The sequence below is a fragment of the Corallococcus sp. AB038B genome (genome assembly GCF_003668955.1).
Lineage (GTDB): Bacteria > Myxococcota > Myxococcia > Myxococcales > Myxococcaceae > Corallococcus > Corallococcus exiguus.
Genome location: NZ_RAWO01000042.1, coordinates 1 through 1,355, shown reverse-complemented (window position 1 = coordinate 1,355; position 1,355 = coordinate 1). Strand labels below are relative to the sequence as shown.

Annotated in this window: 3 protein-coding genes; all 3 read right to left on the bottom strand. The window is 73.0% G+C overall.

Annotated elements, in window-relative coordinates; all coding sequences use genetic code 11:
* Positions 1 to 554, bottom strand: a 554-nt coding sequence (locus D7Y04_RS42425; RefSeq protein ID WP_199749820.1) for an IS66 family transposase zinc-finger binding domain-containing protein, incomplete at its 3' end; no start/stop codon positions are given.
* A gap of 46 nt (positions 555 to 600) precedes the next feature.
* Complete coding sequence (tnpB, locus tag D7Y04_RS42420; protein WP_120604355.1) at positions 601 to 966, bottom strand: IS66 family insertion sequence element accessory protein TnpB; 366 nt, start codon at positions 964 to 966, stop codon at positions 601 to 603.
* Positions 967 to 970: 4 nt separating this feature from the next.
* Positions 971 to 1,285, bottom strand: a complete 315-nt coding sequence (locus D7Y04_RS45330) for an IS66 family insertion sequence element accessory protein TnpB (protein WP_167506495.1) — start codon at positions 1,283 to 1,285, stop codon at positions 971 to 973.
* Positions 1,286 to 1,355: the final 70 nt, after the last annotated feature.

Below are 1,355 nucleotides of genomic sequence, written 5' to 3'. Positions count from 1 at the left end.
ATCCGCTGGGCCAGCCGGTGCAGTGGCATCGCGTCGGCGCACTTGGAAACCACGACGTGGGCCAGGAAGCCGGGGCCGTACTCGCCCCGGTCCACCACCCGGGCCGGAGGCGGGGCGGTGACGACGCCCCGGCCGCACGCGCACGAGAGGACTTCCTGCACGTGCACCTGCTTCTCGAAGCGGGCCGGCACGTACTCGTACACCACCGAGGTGCGGCCCTGGCCCAGGGGCTTCAAGTCCTCGCTGCCGCACGCCGGGCAGTGGCGCTCCTCGGCAGGCACCGCGTGGCGAATCTCCCGCGCCGGGGCCTCCTCGGCCTTGCGGGCGGCTCGCTGCTGGCGCTTCTGCTTCGCGGCCTCGGCCCGCGCCGCCTTCGTGTCCGCGCCGTCCCCGCGCAGCTCCGTCGCCACCGAAGGTAGCTTCTCCGCCCTGCGGCCGAAGACGTGGCGCTCCAGCGTCGCCATCTTCGCCTCCAGCGACGTCAGGCGCTCCTTGAGTTCCTCCGCCTCCTCGCGCCAGGGGCAGAAGTGGTCCTGAGGCAGCTCTCGGGGCACCTCACCTCAACACGCCTGCGCCGCGCCGCGTCCCGGGCCAGGCGCGTCAGGTGCCCGTGCGCCCGGGAGGCGTCCAGGCGGGCTGGCGCCTCACCTGGGCCACGTCGATGCCGTCCAGCAGCATGGCCAACTGCGTGGCGTCCAGCGTCACCGCCTGCGCGCCCGCGTCCACCGGCGGCAGCCGGAAGCGGCCCGTCTCCAGCCGCTTGTACAGAAGCACGAAGCCGCCCCGGCTCCACGTCAGCACCTTGACCCGGTCGCCCCTCCTGGAGACGAAGGCGAAGAGGTGGCCCGAGTAGACGTCCTCCCCCCATGCCGTGCGCACCAGCGCCATGAGGCCATCAATCGACTTGCGCATGTCCACCGGCTCCACCGCCAGCACCACGCGCACCGAGGCAGGCAGCGCGAACACCCTCTCACCGTCCCAACGCGGCGACGAGCCGGGCCACGTACGTCACGTCGGTGCCCACGGCGAATCGCACCCGCGCCCCGCTCGCGGCCACCACCTCCAGCAGGGACTCCGGCGCCGCGGGCGTCGTCGCCACCTGCACCGGCAAGAGTCTCACCGGCTCGACTCGCGACGGCGCGCTCCGTCGTGCTCGGTATACCCACGACTGCAACGTGCTCAGCCGCACGCCCCGCGCCAACGCGAACTCCCGCTGCGTCTGCCCGCTCGCCTCAAAGGCCTCCGCGATGCGCGCCCACTCCGGCTTCTCCACCTGCTTCGGCATACCCAGAAGCGTCCGCTGCGCGCCGCGCCCCCGGCAATCCCTCACGGCACGTCGTTGGCCGGACGGTTAC